This is a genomic window from Leptolyngbya sp. FACHB-8 (assembly GCF_014695575.1).
Taxonomy (GTDB): Bacteria; Cyanobacteriota; Cyanobacteriia; order Elainellales; family Elainellaceae; genus Vacuolonema.
The window spans coordinates 14,351-33,184 of the sequence record NZ_JACJOO010000095.1 but is presented as its reverse complement, the minus strand read 5'-3'; the positions used below and the strand labels follow the sequence as shown (position 1 = coordinate 33,184).

Sequence of the window (18,834 nt, the reverse complement as noted above, 5' to 3'; positions counted from 1 at the left end):
AACACTATGCGTTTTCAACGAGCCAGCGGAATCCTGCTACATCCAACCTGTTTACCCAGCCCATTCGGAATTGGCGACCTGGGAAAATCAGCTTATGAGTTTGTGGATTTTCTGGAGCGGAGTGGTCAAACCTTGTGGCAAGTGCTCCCTCTGGGTCCGACAGGTTATGAGCATTCCCCTTACATCATGAACTTCAGTACGTTTGCGGGAAACCCGTTGCTGATCAGCCTGGAGCAGTTGGCTGACGAGGGTTTGCTGCAAGCGGATGAGCTGTCCCCCCTACCCAATGCCAATGCTGACCGGGTGGAATTTGATCAAGTTATTCCTTATAAATTCAACTATTTAGAGTTAGCCTTTAAGCACTTTCAAAAAAGTCTGACAGGTCATCAAAAGACCCAATTTGAGCAGTTTTGCCAGGAACAATCCTGGTGGTTAGATGATTTTGTACTGTTCATGGCGTTGTTGGAAGCCAATGATGGCAAGCCGTGGAGCCAATGGGAGAAGGCGATCGCCCGTCGAGAGCCTGATGCCCTTAATGCTCAGCGCCAGGCGCTAAAAGAACGCATTCAATTTCAACAATTCCTGCAATTCAAATTCTTTGAGCAGTGGTCGAAATTACGGGAGTACGCCAATTCTCGCAACATCAAGATCATTGGCGATATTTCCATCTATGTGTGCCACAACAGTTCAGACGTTTGGGCCGATCCAGAGCTATTTAAACTTGATCCCCAAACTTTAGAACCGGCTTACATTGCTGGAGTCCCACCCGACTACTTTAGCGAGACGGGGCAGTTGTGGGGCAACCCGGTATACGCCTGGGAGCGATCGCAAGAAACCCAGTTCGATTGGTGGATCAAACGCTTTAAAGCAACCCTCCAGTACGTCGATATTGTGCGAGTGGATCACTTCCGGGGCTTTGAAGCCTACTGGCAGGTTCCCGCTGGCGAAGAAACAGCCATTAATGGCGAATGGATTCCGGCTCCCGGCTATGAGTTCTTTGAAACGCTAGGAAGCCGATTAGGAAAACTGCCAGTCTTAGCCGAAGACCTTGGAATTATCACGCCTGAAGTGGAGGAGATGCGCGATCGCTTCGAATTCCCAGGGATGCGCATTCTCATGTTTGCGTTTAGCGAAGACTCTAAGAGTACTCACTTGCCCCATCACTACATTCAAAACTGCGTTGTTTATTCGGGTACCCACGATAACGATACGGCCCTTGGATGGTGGGCTAACGCAAGCGCTCACGAGAAAGAATTCCTGGCTACCTATTTTGGCTATCCCAATGTTGATGCAATTGAGGAAGTCAACTGGGTTCTGATCCGCGCCGCTCTAGCCTCTGTGGCGGATTTAGCCATTATTCCGCTGCAAGATATCCTGAGCCTGGATGGCCGTGCCCGCATGAATGACCCCAGCACCAATGCAGGAAACTGGCGGTGGCGTTATCGTAGCTCTGATTTGCTGACGAAGGACGTGAGCGATCGCCTCCTCACGCTCACCCGGCTCTATAGCCGATAGTGTGCAGTGTTAGCACAGCCACATCAAGCCATTGAGAACTAAAGCTCCCCCTTTGTAGTCGCTTTACAGCGACTACAAAGGGGGTTAATTGGCATAAGGTATAAGTGCCTTAGGATTGTGTAGTTAACCTGAGTTCGGGTTAAGGGCGTTTTCGAGTGCCGCGCGTTGCGCGGCACTCGAAAACGCTCATTTTGGCGTGCGCTTTGCGCATGCCAAAATGAGCACTTCAGCTTATCCCGAACTGAGGTTACTTAGTTATTTATTGATCTGAAACATAACTTTCCTGTTACTAAAATCGTTCAATCAGGGGATTGAGAGTTAGAGTCAAATTAGGGAAGATATTCTTTACAACAAAGTCGAGCTATTGGCATTAGCCCCTGGGTTGTATTTCTAACTCCATCTCACACAAATCTTCGAAAGAAGGCTAGTTCTATGAAAAAAACAGCGATCACCATAGCGGTAGCCGATAACCATCTCGACAACATCCTGGAAGTCGCCCATCTTCTGCAAGAAGCGGGCCTGAAAGTTGAGCATATTATGGATGCGGTTGGGGTCATTACAGGTTCTTGTGAAACCTGTGAGGTTGAAAAGATAGCCCAAATCGATGGGGTGGAAAGTGTCGAGGCACAGGATCAATATCGGTTAGCTCCGCCAGACGCTCCCATTCAATAACCCTTAGTCAACTCGTAGGATTTCAGGCAAGGAATGCGCGGGCTAAGTCCACCCGTTCCTCGCCTGAAATCGCATCAACCGACTGAGGTTTCACCGCAGCAATGTTGACAGGGCCTGTTCTATAACGCTACGCGTTTAACCAGACAGTGTATTTTTGGAAAGCCCACACCGCGCGGCTTTTCAAAAATATACTGTTCCAAGTGGATTGCAATGGCTATATCAGAATTATCTCAGCAATTCTCATTTTGAAATCAGGCCCGAAAACCGCGCGCCTTCGGCGCGCGGTTTTCGGGCCTCAAAGCCAAGAGTTCACGCCCGTAGGGCGTGAACTCTTGGCTTTGAGGCCCATACTGAGAATTGCTGGAATTATCTAGAACAGATGATCGGGTGCGCTAGATTGATTTATCCTGAGTAGGTAATTGTGGTAGCCGGTTAGCCAATCTCGTTTCCCAATGACCGATTTTGAGGCTATTGATAATCGCATTGCTCAAACGAACCAGCGTCTTAAGGCCGCCCGCTTGGGCTTGAAAATTGAGCGACGAGGGCAGCAGTTAGCCCTGCGGGGGACCCTTCCTCCCCGGCCCGGAAGCCACCGCCTCAACCCGCATCAGCAGCGCATTCCCCTCGAACTGCCTGCCACTCCCACTGGGCTGAAGGAAGCCGAGCAAACCGCCAAGGTGATTGCGGCTCAACTCATTCAGAAAACCTTTGAATGGCGTACCTATTTGCCTGTTGCAGGGGGAGGTCGCCTGTATCAAATGGAGTTACCGCAAAAAATCGCGGCCCTTCGTGAACATCTTCTAAGGCAATCCCAGGAAGCCCATGAGCTAGCCTCTGCCAAAACAACTTGGAGCAAGGCTTACGCGCCTTATATGCGGAAGCTGGAAGCGATCGCCCAGGAACGCCCCAACCTTCAACTGGCCGAAGCGATCGTGCTCACGGTACAACAAACCCGTCCCAATACTCGCAGTCGTCAAATCTGCTGCACCGCTCTGAAAGCCCTGGCCGATTTTTTAGAAATTGAATTGCCAGAAGACTTCAAGGATCACTGGGGTAGTTATGGTACTAGCCGCACACAATTACGCCACCTTCCCTCGGATGCCGATATACTGGCGGCCTATGAGCGCATTCCCAACCCGGCCTGGCGCTTTGTCTATGGCCTGATGGCAACCTACGGCTTACGGAACCACGAAGTTTTCTTTTGTGATTTTTCTGCATTGGAACGGGGCGATCGCTCTCCCGTCATCGAAGTGTTGGAAACCACCAAAACTGGAGAGCATCAGGTGTGGCCTTTCCCGCCGGATTGGGTGGAGCAGTTCAACCTGTGGGAGGTCACGCTCCCTTCACTCAAAACAGATCTGACAGAAACGACCCTTCAGCGTATCGGTCAGCAGGTGTCGCTTCAGTTTCAGCGCTACGGCCTACCCTTTGCTCCCTACGATCTGCGCCATGCCTGGGCAGTTCGCACCATCCATCTGGGCATTCCCGACACCGTCGCCGCTCGCATGATGGGCCACTCCGTCGCCATCCACAACCGCACATATCACCGCTGGATTGGCCGTCGCGACCAGCAGCAGGCTGTCGAAGCAGCTTTAGCCCGGCGATCGCAAAGCCTTTAGAACTGGATGAATGGGCAATATTAGCCCCCGCATTTTATGCTGAGGGTTCTTACAAAATAGTGTGCATAGCTTTTTTAGGAGAGTGCGGTGCCGCACTCTCCTAAAAAAGTACGGGTATTAAATTTGTCAGGATCCTTATTGTTCTGCGCGGAGCAGCTCGGCCTGGGCGGCGTACACACCTTGAACGTTATACCAGTTGAGAAAAACCCGGGCTAACTCCAGAGCCAATTGAGGCTTGCCCTGGTCAATGAGCCATTGCAAAAGAGGAGCAAGAGTACGCTCATTCAGAAGGCCACCCAAAGAGAGTACACCCCAGAGAATACGGTGCAGCCAGGTCATCTGAATCATTAGGCGTACATCCCATGTGGGGTGCTTCTGATAGAACAGAACGCCCATGCGACCCCGCTGAATTTCTTGATCGATCAGTTTGGGAATTTGGGCCAGGGAAAAGGGAGGATGCCAGTGGTAGCCCACCGCTTCAGGGCACTTCACCAGCTTCAGCCCTTGTTGTTTAAGACGAACCCCCAGTTCCAAATCCTCCCAGCCATAGAGTTGGAAACGGGTGTCAAACAAACCCACATCTTCAAGCCAGTGACGGGCGATCGCCACATTCCCTGTGGCAAAGTACGCCGCCGAAAAATCTGTCAGCTTGTAAGGTTCAGCAGTGGGGTCGTCAAAATTGCAGGTGTTGATGACACGGCCATAGGTGAAGACGCGATCGCTCCCCAACCGCTGCTGTTCCTGCAACAGCGTGGCAGCATGAGCTTGCAAAAAGCCATCCAACACGACCAGATCGCTGTCAATGAAAATAATTACGTCTCCCCAGGCAGAATCCACCCCCAGGTTGCGAGCAGCGGCTGGCCCCCGATGATTTTGCTCAACGAGCCGCACATGAGGGTAATCAGCCGCCTGCTGTTGTAACCATTGCACCGTGCCATCGGTTGAGCCGTCATCTACTACAACCACTTCATAGCTTTGAATTGGGCTCGATTTGGGGATGTGCTGCTGTTCCAGTGCTTTGAGGCACTTCTCCAAAATCGGCTTGCGATTGTAGGTAGGAATGACGACGCTAATAAACACAGTTGTTATTCTTTAACCCGAACGCCAACAACCGGAGCATTGAACCGGAAGGTTTCTCCTTCCAATTCTAGCGGTGTGCCGACTTTCACTTTGTTATTACCCAGCACGGGGCCATCGTCAGTAATCTGCGCGTTGCCACCCAGGGTAATCAGCATATCGACGGTGTATTCTAGCTCGGGGCGAGGATCATTTTCGGCTTTGACACCACCATCGGGTTGAGGTACGGCGACAGTGCGAGGCAACGATTTCACGCCAACGACGCTGAGCTGACCATAGGGTTGATTTCGGATAATTACATTGACGGTTTCTGACTGGCCAACGTCCGTCAATAGCTGTTGTGGATTGCTAGCGGTCAAACCGCGCACGATGCAATCTACTTCTACGGGTTTGCTGGTTGCCCCGATCTGAGCCACCGAGGAACCAGAGCCACCCGGGAACAGAAAAATTCCGGCAACCACCATCAGCATCACCACGCCGGCCGCGAGATCGAGGATATTAATCTTGCCAAACAACCGACCCTTAGAGTCCAAAATAGCCATAATTCAACCGTTGCCGCCAATGGGCGAAGAGTTTCATATCCAAACAGGGATAACTTTAGCAGCCTATCACGTCTTCCGATCCCCCATTTTTTTGGAACTGACGTAAGGACATTAGTTTCGGCAACCTATTTGGGAAAACTTGCGTCAGGATCCTCAATAGTTCCCGGAGGTTTCACCCATCCTTCCGGATCGAAAAAGCTGATTTAATTGTTTGTTTACGCTCTCATTACCCTCACTCGAATTAGCCATGTCTCTTCTACTCACGGGCGTATCCCGCTTCATTCGCCGCCGCTGGTTGTATGGGATGGTCTCTGCCTTGATGGCAGTTAGCGTCATTGTCATGACCCCAACCCCCTCCCACGCCCAGGGGCGGTTATTGGATTTGATTTTTCGGGGAATTCAAGTCATTCAACTTTCCAACTTATCGAGCCGCCAAGAAGTTGCATTGGGACGGCAGATGGACGATCAGTTGATGAGTCAGCAGTTTCGGCCTTACCGCAACTCTCAGGTGAATGACTACGTTAACGAGATTGGGCAGCGGTTGGTACCCGTTAGCGATCGCCCCGATATTCCCTATACGTTCAAGGTGGTAGAAGACAGACAAATTAATGCATTCGCCACAATGGGCGGTTACGTCTATGTCACTACCGGGCTTCTCCGAGCTGCAGACAACGAGGCTCAAGTTGCTGGGGTTCTAGGCCATGAAATTGGCCACATTGCTTCCCGTCATGTAGTCGAAAACATGCGAGAACGGGCCATACAGGCGGGAGTTGCCTCCGCTGCCGGTTTGGATCGAAGCACGGCTGTGGCCCTTGGGATCGAACTGGCTGTGAACCGACCCAATAGCCGCGAAGCAGAATACGAAGCCGATGAGCGGGGCCTGGCGACTATGACCCGAGCGGGCTATGCTCCCCGAGGCATGGTGGACTTTATGGAAAAACTACGGGGTCAAAGATCGCTTCCCTCGATCCTCAGTACCCACCCCGGCGCGGGCGATCGCGTCGAGCGACTACAGCGTATGATTCCTGCTGGCACCGCAGACAGCGGCGGAGGATTGGATAACCAGGCTTATCGCACCCGCATTAGTCCACTGCTCTAAGCAAGGGCTGATTGCTCAAATCTAAAGAGGGGAGGTGCTGCGCGCCTCCCCTCTTCTTTACGACCAGATGTTAACCTCAATTCGGGTTAAAGGCTTTTTAAGGGGCGCGTAAAGCGCCCCTTAAAAAGCTCTTCCAAGCTCGGGTAGATGCTAAGGACGTCGTTGGCCTAAATAAACCACCAACCCAATTAACAAACCAATCCCCACTAAATATTTTGCCGCGTCAGGAATAGCCGGGTTAGGGGAGAAAAAACCTTCAATCAACCCTGCAATCACCAGCATGGGCACAACCCCATAGACAAGACGAGCGGCCTGCTGCCCGTAGATCTTCAGGGCATCCATACGGCGGTAGCGGCCCGGAAACAACAGCGCTCGTCCCAGAAGTAAGCCACTTCCCCCAGCCATAAAAATGGCAGGCAACTCCAGGGAACCATGGGGAAACACAAAGGCCCAGAAGGGAAATGCCAGATTACCCTGGGCAACAAGCGTACCGATCGCCCCCAACAGGGCTCCATTCAGCAGCATGATGTAGGTCGTGCCAAGCCCTGCGACGATGCCCCCGGCGATCGCCGAGAAGCAAACACGAATATTGTTAATCATGATGCTGCTGGAGGCGAAAGGCTCAACACCAACAATTGAGCCCATCCATAACTGCTGCTCGTCGCGAACCTGGCTAATAATATTGGCCGGCACCACCAGAGGCAGAAAGGCTGGATCAGTCCAGGCAAACCACCAGGCGACCAATGCCCCAATCAGAAAGAGGGCGATCGCCACCGCAATGTACCCCGCCGACGCTTGCACCACCTCAGGCAAACCCCAGCGGTAAAAGTCCAGCACGGCCTGCCACTCCTGTTTGCGTGACCCCTGATAGACCTGGTTGTAACTACGGGTGGTCAAGCTCTGAAGATCTTGCACGATCAGGTTGCCGACACGGTGGGTGCGAGCCCGAGCGAGGTCAGCCGATACCGAGCGATAAAGGCTGGCAAGACGCTGGATATCTGAAGCAGAGAGCGTGTTCAAACCCCGTTTTTCAGCCCGGTTGAGTAGTTCTGCCAATTGCTTCCAATTGGGTTCTCGCCGGGCTACCCACCGCTGAATGTTCATAGGAGCAAGTGACTCGTATATTCATGTTTTGTGACGAAAGGCTGGAAGACTGCTCCTCCCGTAGACTAGGATAGCCTCAGATTTGCATCCTTTTTGGTACCAGATATTTATGGATTCCACTTCGGATACCCACAGTCCTCTACAACCCATGACCGTGGGGAACGTCGTGAACACGGGAATTCGGCTCTATAGCTCTAACCTGAAGCCATACTTGAGGGTGGCGGCGATCGCCACGGGTTGGACGGTGATTCCCTGGGTTACGCTGGTGCCCATTGTGCTGTTCTACACAACGGTGCAGCAGTACTACAGCTTTCTGGGTTTGCTGATACCTGCCTGGCTTGTACTCCTGTTCATCTCTCTGTCCTACTCCTTGGCAGACTCAGCGGCGATCGCTCGCCTCGCGTTTACCGAGTTGATTAACCAGGCTGAAGATTCTAAACAAGCCCGGCGCTATACCCGATCCCGCCGCTGGAGCTTTTTACAGTTAGGGGTTTTGATTAACCTGATCTTGCTTGGCACGTTTGCCGTGATGGGCATTATCGCCCTCATTTGCACTTCCGTTATTTTTGCGGCTATGGGTGGGGCCGATTTCCTGCGTAACCCGGCCTCTGCCGCCCTGGTGAATCCAACCCTCATCGTGCTAACGGTCCTCATCTTTTTTGGCGTTGTTTTGATCGTTCTTCTAGCCTGGCTATTTCTAGGAGTAAGGCTTTCCATCGCTGATTTACCGCTGGCAATGGAACCGGGTATCAAAGTTACTGAAGGAATTAGTCGGAGCTGGGAATTAACTGGAAGCAATTTTTGGCGGTTAATGCTGATTCTGTTCGTAACGCTTCTCATTACGTTTCCGCTTCAAGTGGTGGTACAGCTCCTTGTAGGTCTGGTGCAGGAGGCAACAGCTCTGCTGATGCCGGAAGATTCTGCAAGTTTTGCCGCGATCACCTCTCTGATCGGATTCATTCTGGGGTCGATATCGAGTATTTTTCTGCTGCCTTTATGGCAGGCAATCAAAGCCGTTATCTACTACGACTTGCGAAGCCGGCGGGAAGGGCTCGATCTCGAATTACGTGACTGGGGCGATCGCCTCCCCCCTGCCTGAGCCTTATGAAGTACTTCAACCGTTTTACCCTGGCTACCCCCGAAAGCGTTGAACTGGAGTTCGCCTTAGCCGGGATTGGCAATCGCGCTCTGGCTCTGCTGATTGACTATCATGTTCTCGCTCTGGCATGGGTTCTGGTCACCCTGCTGTGGTTTACAGTCTCACTACAGCTAATGGACTACCTGTCGCAACTACAGACAGACTACAGCTCAGTACCCCTGTGGCTGTTGGCCATTTATTTGCTAGTAACCTTTGCCCTCTACACGGGCTACTTTGTCTTTTTCGAGGTCAGCTGGCAGGGGCAAACTCCGGGTAAGCGGTTTGCAAAAATCCGGGTCATTCGAGATGATGGCCGTCCAGTTGGCCTTTCCCAGGCAATCTTGCGCACCTTGCTGCGGCCCATTGATGATCTGTTTTTTCTGGGGGCACTGCTGATTGTGATTGGCAAACAGGAGAAACGGATTGGCGATCGCGTTGCAGGCACGCTCGTCGTTCAAGAAAATCGGCCCATTCTTAAAAACGACTTGCACTGTTCTGAAACAGCCCAAACTTTAGCCGTGAAACTGCCCGAACTCACCCAATTAGAGCAGTTACAGCCGGATGATTTTGCAGTTATTCGGGAGTATTTGCGACGCCGTCCAACCCTTACCAAACGCTCTCGTGGTGAACTCAGTATGAAACTGGCTCACCAGATTAAAACCCTAATTCAGTTAGAAACCATACCGCCTGAACTGACATCCGATGATTTTCTGGAGGCCGTATATCTGGCTTATCAGGGGCGATCGTCTTCCCCTCTTCCTGGGGAATCAACAGGCTATTAATACACTTCAGTTCGGGATAAGCTGAAGTGCTCATTTTGGCGTGCGCAAAGCGCACGCCAAAATGAGCGTTTTCGAGTGCCGCGCAACGCGCGGCACTCGAAAACACCCTTAACCCGAACTCAGGTTAATACCGTTTTTATATGAATCCGCCCTGAATAACCTCGGTTCGGGATAAGCTGAAGTGCTTATTTTGGCGTGCGCAAAGCGCACGCCAAAATGAGCGTTTTCGAGTGCCGTGCGTCGCGCGGCACTCGAAAACGCCCTTAACCCGAACTCAGGTTACGTAAGTCTGCCATATCAGGTGATTTTGATTGGTGTGATGGGTCAAACACACTACATCCAACAAAAATGCATATGTCCTGCAAAGCTTAAAAATGTATCCTGCATAACTTAACCTGACCTTTACGTCCGGACATTACAATGCCAACGTTTGGCTATTCGAACGATTAGGATCCACCAGAACTATGGCATTCAATCTTTTTTCTAAGCGCACGGCTTCACTGGCTGTGTTGACGGCTGTTACGCTCTCTCTGGCTGCCTGTGGCAGTGGTACCAGTACAACGGCTGAGTCACCAGAAGCGGGTGCAACGGCAGAATCTCCTGCTGCGGGTAACCTCAGCGGAAGTATTCTGGCCGATGGTTCCAGCACCGTCTTCCCCATTACTGAAGCCATGGCGGAAGAATTCATGGCGAAGAATCCCGGTGTTCAGGTTACGGTAGGGACCTCTGGTACGGGTGGCGGCTTTGAGAAATTCTGCAACAACGAAACTCAGATCTCTAACGCGTCGCGCGGCATCAAAGACGAAGAAAAAGAAAAGTGCGCAGCGGCTGGTGTTGAATTCGTTGAAATTCCCGTTGCTACTGACGCTCTGACTGTTGTGGTCAACCCCGAGAATGACTGGGCAAGCTGCCTCACCATTGAAGAATTGGCCACAATCTGGGGTCCTGATGCTCAGGGTAAAGTTAGCAACTGGAACCAGGTTCGCTCTAGCTTCCCCGATGCACCTCTAGCTTTGTATGGCCCAGGCACCGACTCCGGTACCTTTGACTACTTCACCGATACGGTCAATGGTGAAGAGGGAGCCAGCCGGGGTGACTATACCGCTAGTGAAGACGACAACGTTCTGGTACAGGGCGTTGAAGGCGACAAGAATGCATTGGGCTACTTCGGCTATGCCTATTATGCTGAGAATCAGGATAAGCTGAAGGCAGTTGAGATCGATGGTGGAGAAGGTTGCGTTGCACCTAACGAAGAAGACGTACTGAATGGCACGTACAAGCCCCTGTCTCGTCCACTGTTTGTTTATGTGAACAAGGCAGCTCTGGCAAAACCAGAATTTAAAGCATTTGTTGACTTCATCACAGATCCTGCTAATAAGCAATTTGTGAGCGAAACTGGATACGTACCCCTTTCCGATGAGCAATACACGGAAGCGAAGGGTCTGGTTAGCCAGTAACCAGCAATTGCAATAATGTCTAGGTCTGCTTTAGGTTCTCTGTGCAGACCGTAGTTGGGTCAGATTTGCTTTTTGCAAGTCTGACCTTTCCAGAACCAGTGCATTGAATTTTCTAAATCTATGAGACGGCTAGAGAGCAAGTCGAGGATTTATCCATGACAGAGAGTGCCCTGCCACCTGCTCGGCAAAATTCCGAGCTATGGCAACCCAATCGGGCCAAGAGCAAACGAGAAGAAGGATTGGTTAAGCTCGTCTTTGGGTCGTTTGCCCTCATTTCGGTTCTCACCACCCTGGGGATTGTTCTTTCCCTGATTACCGAAACGATCAAATTTTTTAGACAGGTGCCTCTGTGGAACTTTTTGACAGACACCCAATGGACACCGTTATTCACCAATCCCAAGTACGGGATTTTTGTGCTCATTAGCGCGACCTTTCTGACCTCTTTCATCGCGCTCCTGGTGGCAGTGCCCCTGGGTTTGCTGGCAGCTATTTGTTTAAGTGAATATGCCCCCCGAAAAGTGCGTGCTTGGCTGAAGCCCGCTCTGGAAATTCTGGCAGGGGTGCCAACTGTCGTTTTTGGCTATTTTGCATTGCTGTTTGTTACCCCTATTCTGAAAAGCCTGGTACCTGGTCTTCAGACCTTTAACGGCCTCAGTGCAGGGTTGGTTCTCGGTGTTGCGTTGCTACCCACAATTGCCTCCTTAAGTGAAGACGCAATCTATGCCGTCCCTGGAAGCTTGCGCCAGGCAGCCTACGCAGTAGGAGCGACAAAGCGAGAGGTCATCACAGGAGTTGTGCTACGAGCTGCACTCTCCGGTATTGTCGCCTCAGTTGTGCTGGCAGTTGCCCGCGCTGTTGGGGAAACCATGATTGTGGCCCTAGCTGCGGGCCAAAACCCAACCTTGACGCTCGATCCACGGGTTGCGATCCAGACTATGACCTCCTTTATTGTGCAGGTCTCCGGGGGCGACATTCCCGTTGGTTCGCTGAAGTATGACACGCTTTTCGCCGTGGGTATGACGTTATTTGTAATTACCCTGGCCCTGAACACATTTAGCTTCTGGTTTGTGCGGAAGTACCAGGAGAAATACGAATAATGGCAACTACGAATCCTAAATCCTTTTCCTCAGGTGGTTCTGCGGCCAACGATAGTCTGTTTGACTCTAATCTGAAGCAGCGCTACCGCCTTGATGCTATTTTCAGGGCCCTGACGTGGATAGCGACGTCAATTGGGTTGATTGTGCTGGCTATTCTAATCATTGATACCTGCATTGATGCACTACCTCGTCTCAACCTAGACTTTCTGACGAGTTTCCCTTCCCGCCGAGCTGAACGCGCTGGAGTTGCCTCGGCACTGGCAGGTACGGTCTGGTTATTGCTAATTACAGCAGCCTTTGCGTTTCCCATTGGTGTTGGGACTGGAATTTACCTGCAAGAGTTTGCTAAAGATAACTGGTTCACCCGCATGGTGGAAATCAACATTAGCAACCTGGCAGCAGTTCCGTCTATCATTTATGGATTGCTGGGTCTTACAGTCTTTGTTCAGGCGTTGCGCCCTATCACTAACGGTCGTAGTCTTCTGGCTGCTGGTTTAACCCTCGCTCTGTTGATTCTTCCAGTTATTATTGTGGCGACACGGGAAGCCTTGAAGGCAGTGCCAGATGGGTTACGGTTGGCAGGCATGGCCCTGGGTTCTACTCGCTGGCAAACCGTTTGGCATCATATCCTCCCCCTGGCTTTCCCCGGAATTTTGACAGGAACGATTCTGGCTCTGTCTCGAGCCATCGGTGAGACCGCTCCCCTCATTGTGATAGGTGCACAAACCTTTGTAGCATTCTTACCCAATGGGCCTTTTTCGTCCTTCTCTGCTCTTCCCATTCAAATCTTTAACTGGACCTCTCGACCCCAAGAGGCTTTCCATGCAAACGCTGCTGCTGGCAGTATTGTTTTGCTAGTAGTGCTGTTGTTAATGAATGCCACTGCGATCTACCTGCGGAATCGCTTCCAGAAAGAGCGTTAGTGGCCGACGAATACAATACGACGGTTTATGGTTTATCAAGTTTCACCTGACCAAGGGTTATCCCTCATGCAGTCAAATACTATGATTGGTACGGATCTGACATTTCGTGTTGAGCGGGCAAATTACTACTATGGCCCGGTCCTGGCAGTCAAGGACGTATTCTTAGAGGTTCCCGAACGAAAAATTACGGCGTTCATTGGCCCCTCGGGCTGTGGCAAAAGTACGGTACTTCGCTGCTTTAACCGCCTCAACGATTTGATTCCCGGTGCTCGAGTCGAGGGCAAGATCTCGTTCCGGGGTACCAACATTTATGACTCGAGAGTGGATGCAACAGAGTTGCGTCGCCGGGTTGGAATGGTGTTTCAGAAGTCAAACCCCTTCCCTAAGTCGATCTACGAAAATATTGCCTTTGGTGCCCGCATTAATGGCTACAAGGGCAACATGGACGACTTGGTAGAGCGGGCTCTGCGGGGAGCTGCTCTGTGGGACGAAGTGAAGGATAAGCTGAAGGCCAGTGGTCTGTCTTTGTCGGGTGGTCAACAGCAGCGCTTGTGTATTGCGCGGGCGATCGCCATCGAACCCGAAGTTCTTCTGATGGACGAACCCTGCTCGGCCCTCGACCCGATCTCCACCCTGCAAATTGAAGACTTGATGCAGGAGTTGAAGACCAACTACACCATCATCATCGTGACCCACAACATGCAGCAGGCCGCACGGGTATCCGATATGACGGCCTTCTTTAACGCTCAGCAGAATGATAAGGGTGGCAAGCAAGGCTACCTGGTCGAGTATGCTCCTACCGAAACAATCTTTAACCACCCGGCACAGCAGGCCACGAAGGATTATGTGAGCGGCCGTTTCGGCTAAACCACTGGGTGAGGTTGAGCAACTCTCTTCGAAAGGGTAAAGCCAACCAGCATCCAATCGCTTTTGTTGGGAGTAGGACAGGTTTGTGTCTAAAACCGTCATCCCCTGGCATCGGTGAAAGACTGTTTTCCAAGGACGTTTCAAAGATTTTTGCCTGTGCTTCTTTTGGGGGTACGGGCCATTTTCGTTAATCCCTATAGGGCGCATTAGAGCTGTGCCAGCTGACTCCAATCCAGTCAACGCAACTTCATGGCGGGAGCTTTGAGGAGAGTAAATGGAGGCTGTTAGCCAAAATCTTGACTGGCTCTGACGGTGTCCCAGGGGCCGCTTCAAGGCGCTAAACTGTGGACTATTGTCTTCTAAGCGTTCAGGTACAACGGCAGAAATCAACATCAAACGTCCGTAACGGTGGGATGGGGTGCTGTAGTTACTGAGGTTTAGTGGCGAGCAGTGTTTTCGGATGGGCCTTATGCAACCTTCCCTGTCGGCTGGAGTAACTCTTCAAAATCGTTATCGCCTTCTAGGCATTTTGGGGCAGGGCGGGTTTGGCCGTACCTATCTTGGGGAGGACTTAGGCCGCTTCAATGAGCGATGTGCCATTAAAGAATTTATTCCTCTCCAGACGGGGGATAGCGCGATGGCGAAGTCTCGGGAGCTGTTTCGCCGAGAAGCCGAAATTCTTTACCAAATTTCCCATCCCCAGATTCCTCAGTTTCGCGCCACCTTTGAGGAAAACCAGCGCCTGTTTATCGTGCAGGACTATGTGGCCGGAAAAACCTACCGAGAATTGTTGAACGAGCGGCAATCACAGGGCATGGCCTTCTCCGAATCGGAAGGGTTGCAACTGCTGCGGCAACTCTTGCCTGTACTGGCTCACATTCATGCTCGAGGCATTATCCATCGCGATATTGCGCCGGACAATATTATTCTGCGGCAATCTGATTATCAGCCGGTGTTGATTGACTTTGGGGTGGTGAAGGCGATCGCCACTCAAATTCAACTCCAGGGCAGCACCGGGCAGTCTAACGTCACTACCGTTGGCAAGCTGGGTTATGCCCCCAGCGAGCAAATGCAGACTGGGCGGGCTTACCCCAACAGCGACCTGTATGCTTTAGCCGTGACCGTTGTGGTCTTAATGACCGGGCATGAGCCCCAGGATCTCTACGATGACATCAGTTTGACCTGGCACTGGCAGCGCTACGTCCAGGTCAACCCCAACTTTGCGGGGATTCTGAATAAAATGCTGAGCTATCGGCCGGGCGATCGCTATCAATCCGTTGCCGAAGTGGCCAAAGCTTTACAAGACATTGGCGCTTCTCCTATAGGGCAGACCGCAGCGCCTCCTACGGCCCCAGCCACTTATCCGGCAGCCGTGCCCCAGCACACCCTGCCTCCCCTACCCAACCCAGCCGCCCAAGCTCCTGATCTATCGCACATGCAGACAGTGGCCGTAGGCCGTCGGGCTGTTCCGTCCCCAACGGGCATGGACCCAAACGCATCCCGCTCCCGTCGCGCGGCTTATCCACAAACGGCTCAAGTGCCAGGGGTCCAAACACAACGGAGTATGTGGGACAACCCCCTATCGGTGATTGGGATGGGGTTAGGGCTGGCCCTCATTACAGGCATTGCCTCCTGGGCTGTGGTCAGTGCATTGATGAATTTGCAGGCTTCCAGGCCAGACCCTACACCCACCGTGACAGCGACTCCCACAGTCATTCCCACCGCTTCTGCGACCCCCTCTCCCAGCCCAACGGATAGCCCCTCCCCAGACGACGAGCCTGTGGTATTTGACCAACGGGTTAATCTGGAAGCGGATTCCCGTTCAACCCTACGGGGCACCTTACGAGCCAACCAGGCGATCAACTACATCGTTTCTCTGGATGCAGGGGACTCCCTCGCAGCTCTTCTGGAGGCAGACAACATGGTGATGAGTGTGCTGGATGCCAACCAGGATCCTTTAGATGGCCCCACGGTAGATGTAACCCGGTGGCAGGACACGGTCAATGAAGCCGGGGACTACATTCTTCAACTAAGGCCAACGGGGAATGCCGATCGCGTAGATTATGCCCTGAACCTGCGGCGTGAAGCCACGATTCCCAACCCACCCCCTGATGAACCGGATGAACCCGATGAGCCCGACGATCCCAGTCCTTCTCCCGACCCGGATGTTAGTCAGGAAACGATTAGCGTGAGCCCGGGTAGTAGCACGGAGGTGACAGGGCAGGTGCAGAGCGATCGCATCCAACGCTACTTAGTAGCCCTCTCTCCTGGGCAGGTCCTGAAAGTGGATGTGCTTCAAGGCGACGTATCGATTAACCTGCGAGAACCAGCCGGGCAGTCTACCGGGCAGGTGAGCGGTAGCAGTGGGCAGGTTGAAGCAGCAACCCGTGGCTATTATCAAATTGATGTGTCTGGCAACCAAGTTGTTAACTTCGCGCTGCGGGTTGAGGTTCAATAAGGTTAGAGGATGTCGTTTTAATCCAGGAGCTTTGACTTGAACGCGCTGTTGATCGCAGGAACCGATTGCCAGGTCGGCAAGACCGTTTTGACATCCGCTCTCGCTGCTTACTGGCAGAGTTACTATGCTGGGCGATCGCTCGGCATTTTTAAGCCAGTGCAGGCAGGTGGAGGCGATCGCGACCTCTATCAACGGCTCTTTTCCCTACCTCAAACCCTTCAGGAAATTAGCCCTGCATACTTTGATGCCCCCATTGCCCCACCGCTGGCTGCCCATCAGGTCGGGCAACGCGTAGATCTGGCTCTGATTTGGAATACGTTTGAGAACTTAGCCAGTCAAAAGGATTGGGTGCTGATCGAAGCCTTCGGTGGATTGGGCTCCCCCCTGACGGACGATAGTACCGTTGCTGACTTGGCCTGGGATTGGCGCTTACCCACGGTGTTAGTGGTGCCGGTGCGAGTGGGGTGTATTGGACAGGCGATCGCCCATGCAGCCCTGGCTCGTGAATGTCGCATTCACCTGAAGGGCATTGTGCTCAATTGCGTTGAACCCTGTAGCCCCGAAGAAGCAGAGCAATGGGCCCCCATCCGGTTAATTCAGAAACTCAGCGGGGTACCCATTTTGGGAACCATTCCGCATCTAGAAGACACTACCAACCTCAACAAGTTAGCCCATGTGGCTTCTAACCTTGAGTTGGAGCGGCTGATTCCTCTGAGTCTCTGGCAGTAACCGTTGGTTTCGAGCCATTACACCTCCTACATAAATCGGTTCTTGAGGGCAATAATTCATGCAGGAGGTCTATTGTTTTCGAACCGTTGTTTCCAAACATGCAGAAGCGCCCGATGCCTAGAGCACCGGGCGCTTTTCACGACATAATCCCCAGCTAGAGCTTCAACTAAACTCTGGAGGGCTCGGGAGGAGTGGGCACCTCAGGGGCATCCCAATCCGTGTGGAAGAACTGGCCTCGAGGCTGATCCACACGCTCATAGGTGTGAGCCCCGAAGTAATCGCGCTGCGCCTGGGTCAGGTTTTGCGGTAGAACTGCACGACGGTAGCTGTCGAAGTAATCCAATGACGCACTAAAGGCGGGAACGGGGATACCGTAACGGGCCGCGTAGGTAATAACCTCGCGCCATGCTCCTTGCCGATCCAGAATGGTCTGTTTAAACTCGGGAGCCAGCAGCAGGTTGGGTAGATTCGGGTCTTGCTGGAACGCATCCTTAATCTTGTTCAAGAAGCGAGCTCGGATAATACAACCCCCTTTCCAGATGCGAGAAATTTCGCTCAGGTTGAGGTTGTAGTTGAACTCTTTGGAAGCCCGACTGAGCAGCGCCATTCCCTGGGCGTAAGAGCAGATCTTCGAACAATAGAGGGCATCCCGTACCTGGTCCACAAAGGTCTGGATGTCACTGTCCAACCGGCCCGATGGCCCGGTGAGCTGCTTCGATGCCATCACCCGCTCTTCCTTGATAGAAGACATGATGCGGCCATTCACCGCTGCAATGATGGTAGGAATTCCAACCCCTAAATCCAAAGCTGTTTCTACCGTCCATCGTCCGGTACCCTTCTGACCGGCAGCGTCTACGATCATATCCACCAGGGGAGCCCCAGTCTGAGGATCGTACTTGCGGAAAATATCAGCGGTAATTTCAATCAGGTAAGAGTCCAACTCATCGGTGGTGTTCCACTCGGAGAAGACATCATGAAGTTGGGCGGCTGAGAGCCCACCGACGTTTTTCAGCAGATCGTACGCTTCAGCAATCAACTGCATGTCGCCATACTCAATGCCGTTGTGCACCATTTTGACGTAGTGACCAGAGCCACCAGGGCCGATGTAGGTGACGCAAGGGCCATCGTCGACCTGGGCCGCAATCTTGGTGACAATGGGTTCAACCGCTTCATAAGCCGCAGCTGTGCCACCGGGCATCAGACTGGGGCCATTCAACGCACCGGTCTCACCACCACTAACCCCCATGCCCATAAAGCGCAGGCCAGTGGATTCCAACTGTTGCACTCGTCGTTCGGTGTCTGTATAGAGGGAGTTGCCTCCATCGATGATCATGTCACCTTCGTCCAGCATCGGTTTGAGCTGGTCAATCACCGCATCAACGGGACCACCCGCTTTCACCATCACCAGAATTTTTCGGGGACGTTCCAACGACTGGACAAATTCTTCAAGGGAATAAGCGGCTTTAACGTTTTTACCCTGTGCACGGGTCGCGGCAAACTTTTCGGTAACACTTGCCGTCCGGTTATAGACAGCGATGGGAAAACCATTGCGTTCAATGTTGAGGGCCAGGTTTTCGCCCATCACGGCCAAACCAATCAGACCAAAACTGTATGTCATAAGACCTGCCTGTGTGTCTATGGCTGAGCAATTCTGAACAACACCGGGGCTGAGAGCATTCTGTCTAGGATGACAAACAATCCCTGCTTATCCAGGTCAACCCTGGCCAATGGCGCGGCTGCAATCCTCAGGGTTGT

16 protein-coding genes are annotated in these 18,834 nt (G+C 52.4%); 12 read left to right on the top strand and 4 right to left on the bottom strand.

Annotation, left to right across the window (positions count from 1 at the left end; translation table 11 throughout):
* The first annotated feature begins 6 nt into the window (after positions 1 to 6).
* The 3 genes from malQ (at position 7) to H6F91_RS26845 (ending at position 3,806) form a co-directional block, all read left to right on the top strand.
* Positions 7 to 1,515, top strand: coding sequence for a 4-alpha-glucanotransferase (gene malQ, locus H6F91_RS26855; protein ID WP_190774321.1), 1,509 nt, complete (start codon positions 7 to 9; stop codon positions 1,513 to 1,515).
* Positions 1,516 to 1,947: 432 nt separating this feature from the next.
* The gene (locus tag H6F91_RS26850; RefSeq protein WP_190774322.1) at positions 1,948 to 2,187 is read left to right on the top strand and encodes a ketohydroxyglutarate aldolase; all 240 of its coding nucleotides are present in this window, start codon (positions 1,948 to 1,950) and stop codon (positions 2,185 to 2,187) included.
* Between the two features lie 452 nt (positions 2,188 to 2,639).
* Positions 2,640 to 3,806, top strand: coding sequence for a site-specific integrase (locus H6F91_RS26845; protein ID WP_190772768.1), 1,167 nt, complete (start codon positions 2,640 to 2,642; stop codon positions 3,804 to 3,806).
* Positions 3,807 to 3,941: 135 nt separating this feature from the next.
* Here H6F91_RS26845 and H6F91_RS26840 read toward each other — a convergent pair whose 3' ends face one another.
* The gene (locus H6F91_RS26840; protein WP_190772769.1) at positions 3,942 to 4,886 is read right to left on the bottom strand and encodes a glycosyltransferase; all 945 of its coding nucleotides are present in this window, start codon (positions 4,884 to 4,886) and stop codon (positions 3,942 to 3,944) included.
* Between the two features lie 5 nt (positions 4,887 to 4,891).
* Positions 4,892 to 5,425, bottom strand: a complete 534-nt coding sequence (locus H6F91_RS26835; protein ID WP_190772770.1) for a DUF4330 domain-containing protein — start codon at positions 5,423 to 5,425, stop codon at positions 4,892 to 4,894.
* Between the two features lie 247 nt (positions 5,426 to 5,672).
* Here H6F91_RS26835 and H6F91_RS26830 point away from each other — a divergent pair, with 247 nt between their 5' ends.
* Positions 5,673 to 6,524 carry a M48 family metallopeptidase gene (locus H6F91_RS26830; RefSeq protein ID WP_190772771.1) on the top strand — a complete coding sequence of 284 codons (852 nt, stop codon included), beginning with the start codon at positions 5,673 to 5,675 and terminating at the stop codon, positions 6,522 to 6,524.
* Positions 6,525 to 6,674: 150 nt separating this feature from the next.
* On the opposite strand, the gene H6F91_RS26825 is transcribed toward H6F91_RS26830, so the two are convergent.
* Positions 6,675 to 7,628: a stage II sporulation protein M gene (locus H6F91_RS26825; RefSeq protein ID WP_190772772.1), complete on the bottom strand. Its 954-nt coding sequence runs from the start codon at positions 7,626 to 7,628 to the stop codon at positions 6,675 to 6,677.
* A 109-nt stretch (positions 7,629 to 7,737) separates the two neighbouring features.
* Between H6F91_RS26825 and H6F91_RS26820 the strand changes: the two genes are divergently transcribed.
* From H6F91_RS26820 to bioD, 8 genes are all read left to right on the top strand, one after another.
* Positions 7,738 to 8,727, top strand: coding sequence for a glycerophosphoryl diester phosphodiesterase membrane domain-containing protein (locus tag H6F91_RS26820; protein ID WP_190772773.1), 990 nt, complete (start codon positions 7,738 to 7,740; stop codon positions 8,725 to 8,727).
* Between the two features lie 5 nt (positions 8,728 to 8,732).
* Complete coding sequence (locus tag H6F91_RS26815; RefSeq protein ID WP_190772774.1) at positions 8,733 to 9,548, top strand: RDD family protein; 816 nt, start codon at positions 8,733 to 8,735, stop codon at positions 9,546 to 9,548.
* Positions 9,549 to 10,012: 464 nt separating this feature from the next.
* The gene (locus tag H6F91_RS26810; protein WP_190772775.1) at positions 10,013 to 11,005 is read left to right on the top strand and encodes a PstS family phosphate ABC transporter substrate-binding protein; all 993 of its coding nucleotides are present in this window, start codon (positions 10,013 to 10,015) and stop codon (positions 11,003 to 11,005) included.
* A 155-nt stretch (positions 11,006 to 11,160) separates the two neighbouring features.
* Complete coding sequence (pstC, locus tag H6F91_RS26805; protein ID WP_190772776.1) at positions 11,161 to 12,102, top strand: phosphate ABC transporter permease subunit PstC; 942 nt, start codon at positions 11,161 to 11,163, stop codon at positions 12,100 to 12,102.
* Entirely contained in the window at positions 12,102 to 13,025 is a 924-nt protein-coding gene (gene pstA / locus H6F91_RS26800; protein WP_190772777.1) for a phosphate ABC transporter permease PstA, read from the top strand. Before pstC ends, pstA begins: the two co-directional genes overlap by 1 nt.
* 66 nt (positions 13,026 to 13,091) lie before the next feature.
* The gene (pstB, locus tag H6F91_RS26795) at positions 13,092 to 13,892 is read left to right on the top strand and encodes a phosphate ABC transporter ATP-binding protein PstB (protein WP_242036023.1); all 801 of its coding nucleotides are present in this window, start codon (positions 13,092 to 13,094) and stop codon (positions 13,890 to 13,892) included.
* A gap of 469 nt (positions 13,893 to 14,361) precedes the next feature.
* The gene (locus H6F91_RS26790; protein WP_190772778.1) at positions 14,362 to 16,350 is read left to right on the top strand and encodes a serine/threonine-protein kinase; all 1,989 of its coding nucleotides are present in this window, start codon (positions 14,362 to 14,364) and stop codon (positions 16,348 to 16,350) included.
* A 36-nt stretch (positions 16,351 to 16,386) separates the two neighbouring features.
* On the top strand, positions 16,387 to 17,079 hold the full coding sequence (gene bioD, locus H6F91_RS26785) for a dethiobiotin synthase (RefSeq protein ID WP_190772779.1): 693 nt from the start codon (positions 16,387 to 16,389) through the stop codon (positions 17,077 to 17,079).
* Positions 17,080 to 17,245: 166 nt separating this feature from the next.
* On the opposite strand, the gene gnd is transcribed toward bioD, so the two are convergent.
* A complete protein-coding gene (gnd, locus tag H6F91_RS26780) occupies positions 17,246 to 18,697 on the bottom strand; it encodes a decarboxylating NADP(+)-dependent phosphogluconate dehydrogenase (protein WP_190772780.1) in 1,452 nt (483 codons plus the stop codon).
* Positions 18,698 to 18,834: the final 137 nt, after the last annotated feature.